The organism is Ornithinibacillus proteolyticus, from assembly GCF_039581225.1.
GTDB classification, from domain to species: domain Bacteria; phylum Bacillota; class Bacilli; order Bacillales; family Amphibacillaceae; genus Ornithinibacillus; species Ornithinibacillus massiliensis.
The window spans coordinates 65,780-71,779 of the sequence record NZ_JBCPXV010000018.1; the positions used below are offsets into that span (position 1 = coordinate 65,780).

General features: G+C 38.5%; 3 protein-coding genes and 1 riboswitch. Of the genes, 1 reads left to right on the forward strand and 2 read right to left on the reverse strand.

Annotated elements, in window-relative coordinates:
• Positions 1-418: 418 nt before the first annotated feature.
• Positions 419-1,798, reverse strand: a complete 1,380-nt coding sequence (gene nhaC / locus AAIB49_RS10280) for a Na+/H+ antiporter NhaC (protein ID WP_343458024.1) — start codon at positions 1,796-1,798, stop codon at positions 419-421.
• A 234-nt stretch (positions 1,799-2,032) separates the two neighbouring features.
• Positions 2,033-2,205: riboswitch (Lysine riboswitch) on the reverse strand.
• 263 nt (positions 2,206-2,468) lie between these two features.
• On the opposite strand from nhaC, the gene AAIB49_RS10285 reads away from it, so the two are divergent.
• Entirely contained in the window at positions 2,469-4,151 is a 1,683-nt protein-coding gene (locus tag AAIB49_RS10285; protein ID WP_343458025.1) for a DUF2207 domain-containing protein, read from the forward strand.
• Between the two features lie 75 nt (positions 4,152-4,226).
• On the opposite strand, the gene AAIB49_RS10290 is transcribed toward AAIB49_RS10285, so the two are convergent.
• Positions 4,227-5,210, reverse strand: a complete 984-nt coding sequence (locus AAIB49_RS10290; RefSeq protein ID WP_186868424.1) for an NAD(P)H-quinone oxidoreductase — start codon at positions 5,208-5,210, stop codon at positions 4,227-4,229.
• Positions 5,211-6,000: the final 790 nt, after the last annotated feature.

Sequence of the window (6,000 nt, forward strand, 5' to 3'; positions counted from 1 at the left end):
GAGTGCGTCAGGGTCCTAAATGACGACTGAAAGCAGAAAAAGGTAATAGATAGAATGCCTCAATTCCCTACATGAGGAAAGGGTTAGAAAAAGGTAATAGAGAGAGCACTCCAGTACCCTAAATGAGGGAGGAAAGCGAAAAAAAGGGTACAGAGAAATCCTCTATACCCAAAATAAAGTAGTAAGCAAAGGCGGTGTCAAATAAAGTGTGTAAGTTTAAATACACTCCAGGGTTAGTTCTTAAATATGAATATTACCCTTGGAATTGAATGGGATTTATCCGGTGATGATGAGTTTTACGGTATAATTTTAGTGTGGTTGAGACAAATCGTTTTAATTCCAATTTTATATAAAGGGAGGAACAATCCCTCGCCACTATAACGTGATAAACCACTAATCACGGTTCTTCACTAGGTTACTATTCCCCCTTATTCCCTTGCACCTTCGTAATGCCAATTCCACTAAAGATATAAATCAAAGCAAAGATTATTCCAAGATAAGTCATCGGAGCATAAAGGAAGAATTCTCCAGTTGATACTTGTAGTGTTTCCGCTACAAATGCTCCTGTAACGCCCCATGGGATGAGTGGAGCTAGAGCGGTTCCAGTATCCTCCATCGTACGAGACCAGTTTTTACGATGTAGACCAAATTTGTCATATAGTGGGCTTATGATTGGACCGATGACAGCGTATGTCACATAATAACTTCCGGTAATGGTGAATAGAATACCGTGTAGAGCTAAACTAGAGCTCATCATAGCCTTACCGCTTTTAGCTAGTGCGACAATTTTGTCTAAAAGAATATGAACAACTCCGGCTGATTTTAATGGGGATCCAAATACCGCAGCACTAATAAGCAAAGCAACGGTACCCAACATACTCGACATTCCGCCTCGTTGTACAATCTCATCCACGATTGGTATGTTTGTTGCTTGAGAGTACCCATTATTTAATGCTGAAAATACTTCCAAAACATCTCTTCCTTGGAAAATAACCGCCAATATACATCCAGCAATAATACCTACACCGAATACAGGGAGTGTTGGCTTTTTAAAATAAATTAAGAGTAAGACAAGTAGTGGTGGAATAATTAATATCGGGTTGAGATTAAAATTCTCGCTCAACGTGGATAGAATCAGATTCACATTCTCGCTATTCTCGATTTGCCCACCGAATTGGAAGCCTAGAATCAAATAAAGGACTAATGAGATAAGATAACCTGGAATCGTTGTCCAGAGCATATGTTTAATATGGTCAACAAGCTTCACCCCAGCCATGGTTGGTGCCATAATCGTGGTGTCAGATAAGGGAGAGAGTTTATCTCCAAAGAATGCCCCAACTACAACAGCTCCAGCCGTGTAATGTACCGGAATACCAAGACCTAGCGACACACCCATTAAGGCAACCCCTACTGTACCAATGGTTCCCCAGGAAGTTCCTGCCATAATAGACATAAACGAACAGACAAGTGCAGTAATAATTAAGAAAAAGGACGGGTCAATGCTTACCAAGCCATAATAGACAATTAATGGAATGGTTCCAGACAGCATCCAAGCACCGATTAACATCCCCACAGCTAGCAGTATCAAAATAGCTGGAAGCATCGATTTAATGGTTTCAATTAAGTCTTCTTCTATCTTTTCCCAGGATATTCCCCAGATAAGTGATAAGGTGATCACGACTACCCCAGCTGTAATGAGTGTAATAGTGGTAGGGGTTCCAAGATATATGATGCCGCCTAAAACGACAGTAAATGATAACACAAGCAGTAGAATCGCTTTCCAAGTTGATAGTTTCATAGTTTTTTCTCCTTTTTTATGAACTTGCTTTGTAACGATGTATGTAGCCTTTTATAATTCGCACAGTAAATCAAGTGCGCTTTTGTCGACTATTCTCGTTGAGCTAGTTTATTCATTTACCTTACCTCCAATGCCTAAAAAGTAGCCTGTCTTAAAAATGGAGATAGAAAAAAAGACACAAAAAAACAATGACAGAAAATAACCTATCATTGTTTCCAATATGGCATCTTCCATTCGATCAGTAGTTCTCCATGCAGACCTGCATGACAGTATGCCTCTTATTCAAAGACATCCCAGCAATAATAAGATTGACCCTTATTACGCTTCGGCGAGCATTCCTTTCCACAATCATCATCGATGTCATACTCCGATTGATTACTCATAATGTTCGCGCCTCTACCTCACCGACCTGGTAAGGTATTATTAAATTTTTCAACAAATTATACTATACTAGATAATTTGGTATGTTTGCAAGTATTTGGAATCATCAGGGTATTGGATTGTATGCAAGCGGGAGTATGTTAGCATTCTACTATATTGGTAGCTGGTAGGGCTTGTTTTACAACTCCAATTCAATTCGTATAATTGCAATTAGATGTACACCTCTATCTAACATACCTGAAACCAAATCCATCCAACATCCGTATATAAACTAAAGGAGTTGCTTTTTATGAAAAAACTGATCGTTACGGTCATTTTCCTATTTACCTTTTTCATTTTTGTAGAGCCAGCATTTGCCGAAGTGGATTATGTTATTAAGGATGTTCAGATAGATGCCTATTTAATGGAAAGCGGGGATGTTGCGGTAAAAGAAAGGTTCACGTATGATTTTGAAGGTGAATTTAATGGTATTACTCGCACGATAATTCCGAAGAAAGGTAACGCTATTGAAGATTTTGTAGCAAGTGAAGCTGGATCGCCATTGAAGGTAGAAAAAGAGGATAGCGAATATAAAATCTATCGAAAAGGTAATGAAGAAACGGTAACGATAGAACTCGGTTATACGATTATGAATGGGGTAGAGGTGTATCAGGATGTTGCCCAGTTCTACTGGCCATTTTTTGATAGTAGTAATGAATCGGTATATGAGAACATGACGATTTATGTACATCCACCTGCTAGGGCGGTTCAGGTTACGGCTTATGGTTATGATGAAGCATATGATACAGCAGAAGTAACAGCGGATGGTGGTGCCGTATTTTCATTAGGTTATGTGGAAGATGGGAAGAATGGGGACATTCAAGTAGTATATGATGAGACACTTTTTGGTGCTGCTCCATTAACCAGTGAAAAAATGATGAAAGATTCGATTCTGGAACAAATAGCAGATAATGAAGCTAAGCTAGCCGCGTTCCAGGATAGGAAAGCATGGTTAAATCGTATCGCTCCTTATATAGTTGGTGGCTTTGGACTATTTCTTGTTCTATTGCTCTTCGTCAGCATACGGCAAAAAATGGAGCTAAAACATGATGTGCAACGCCGTATAAAAGAGGAGTTAACGATACCTAAGCTTAACATGAGCATACCAGCAACAATCTATTATACTAATTCATTCACACCGAAAGACCAGTTACTAACGTCATCTTTATTAGAATTAGTTCGGAAAGGTTATGTGCGAACAAAAAATCAAGAAACGTTCTTGTTAGTCGATCGTTATACCGAGTATGACCATGAGTACATGTTAATCAACTTTTTATTTGATACGATTGGTAATGGAAAAACATTTAGATTTAAAGAACTGCAAACATTTTTAGAGGATGAATCGAATCATAATGATTACAACAAACATGTTCAAGCATGGATATACGCAATAAAGCAAGAAGTAAAATCGAAAGAACTTACTAAAGCAAAGAAAGGCTTTAGATGGACGGTTGCCCTCTTGAGCTTGCTACTTGTTCCATTAGCCGTTTTCTTTGGTATTCATGAACTGTTTATGTGGATGGCAGTTTCTATTATTCTGTTTCTTGGATTACTTGCTTTTAGTATTTTTTACAATCCGAAGACATTAGAAGGTGCGAAGATTTGGGAGGAATGGAAACAGTTTAATAAGAACTTCGATAGAATACCACCCAATCAATTGGAGAAATGGAGCACAGATGAGCAAATCATCGCTGTTAACTATGCATATGGTATGAATGATAAGGGAATAAAAATATGGAATAACCCAATATTCACATCGAATAAAAGCATGGATTCATCGAACGTTATGATGTATCTGCTTCTTGCATCAACTGCGAATCTGCACTTTAGTGAGGCAGATACGGTTACTGCTGCAACTACTAATTCATCCTCCACGACGACTGTAGGGACTGGTACAGGAGTAGGCGGTGGTGGAGGTTCGGGTGCTTTTTAACCATGTAAAGTGCTTAGTGGGAGGATGCCCACTAAGCATTGTTTTTTTGTGCAATAGGGTAACGTGCACATTTGTTTAGCTTGATGAATCGACTTTTAAGATGATTTTCCCGATGTTTTTATTCTCTTCCATGTGTCGATGTGCTTGTTGAACATCCTCAAAAGCAAAGACAGAATCGACAATCGGTTTAAGCTGTTTGGATTCAAATAGTTCTATCGTAGCTTGGGAAAAATCAACTGTTAGCTTCGCCTTATATTCATCACTTCTAGGTGTCAGTAATGTGCCTGTTAGTTGAACTCGTTTGCTCATTAGTTCCATCAAGTTCACTTCTACTTGTGCTCCCCCAAGGATACCAATTAATACCCAGCGACCATCCACCTTAATACTAGATAGGTTTTTGTTCCAATAGGATGCACCGACAAAGTCTAGTATCAGATCGACCCCTTGACCATCGGTAATGTGCGATACTTCCTCAGAAAAATCCTTTTCCTTATAATTGATTCCGTAATCTGCGCCTAAGGATTGTGCAAAATCTAGTTTTGCTTTTGAGCCAGCTGTTGTGATAACGTTTGCTGAAGAAATCTGTTTTGCCAGCTGAATTGCTGCAGTTCCGACACCACTTCCGCCAGCATGGACAAGTACGGTTTCCCCTTTGTTCAGGCTACCTAACCAATATAAGGTTTGATATGCGGTTAGAAATACTTCTGGAATGGCCGCTGCCTCTTCAAAGGATAAGCCTTCTGGAATAATCATTGCTCGCTCTGCTGGCATGATTGCATATTCTGCATACCCTCCACCATTCACAAGCCCCATCACCCGAGTACCGACTTTTACTTCTGTATTCGGTCCGACTTCTTCCACGATACCAGCTACTTCAATTCCTAGAATGGGATTCGTCATATAACCGGTCCGACCTTCACGATTAAGAATATCCGTACGATTAATTGCTGCGGCTTTTACATTAATTAATAGTTCACCTTCACGGGGTTCTGGCTTCGGTACATCTGTCACATGTAATTGTTCCGCTCCACCCGGTTGTTTCGTCATAATCGCTTTCATATTGATAACCCTCTTTTATGTGGATTTTTTTGAATGATAATTCCTTTTTAGGGTATCAGATGTTGGTGGTGGGGTTCAAGTGAGGGTGCTTGAAGTGTGTGGATAGTGCCTTTTTACTCCAGAACAATCGCACACATGACATGTTTCGACAACATGATTGTTTGACCAAGAATCGATGAGATGAAATAGTTTGGGATTAGAATTCGTAACTTTTCAAATTAACCACTTCGTATGTGTGATTACTATACTTTTGTACATGTTCCTACAAAAATCAAGTGTGTTATGGCGGCTTATTAACCCCAAAACTTACAGAGTATAAAACTCAGCAGGAGAATTTTTGGTTGTAGTTTATATCTTGAATTGTTGGTATTAGAACTAAGATACATCACCAAAAAACATGATATCAAGTCTCATTAATACCTAAAATTACAGAGTACTAAAACCACCCGGGGTAACGACAACTATTCAAGATGGTCTCATTAATACCTAAAATTACAGAGTACTAAAACACGTGATTTATCTACCTTCACCAAGAAAAAGTCTCATTAATACCTAAAATTACAGAGTACTAAAACAATCGACATCAAACTTAATTTGAAAAGTCTGTCTCATTAATACCTAAAATTACAGAGTACTAAAACAGGTGTTGCATATTCATTATTTGTAAGCCCGAACTAAGAAATTTTATAATAGAAGCAACTAAAATTAAAAACAGAAACGCCAAATAACCGTGAATCTGAGATGTTTTAAACAGATTTACGGTTATTTTATTTTTTTGCACATGTTGCTT